A 255-nucleotide genomic window follows, 5' to 3' on the forward strand; every position below is an offset into this window, starting at 1 on the left:
TTATTTACGTTATTACTTACGATGTTATTTACGTTATTACTTACGATGTTATTTACGTTATTACTTACGATGTTATTTACGTTATTACTTACGATGTTATTTACGTTATTACTTACGATGTTATTTATGTTATTACTTACGATGTTATTTACGTTATTACTTACGATGTTATTTACGTTATTACTTACGATGTTATTTACGTTATTACTTACGATGTTATTTACGTTATTACTTACGATGTTATTTACGTTATTA

1 protein-coding gene is annotated in these 255 nt (G+C 23.9%); it reads left to right on the forward strand.

The genetic code is table 11. The annotated features are described in order from the left end of the window. A partial coding sequence (locus HS848_RS13165) for a hypothetical protein (RefSeq protein ID WP_198612558.1) occupies positions 1 to 255 on the forward strand: 255 nt, incomplete at both ends.

Origin of the sequence: Staphylococcus caledonicus, assembly GCF_016238465.1 — a bacterium.
Classification (GTDB): Bacteria; Bacillota; Bacilli; order Staphylococcales; family Staphylococcaceae; genus Staphylococcus; species Staphylococcus caledonicus.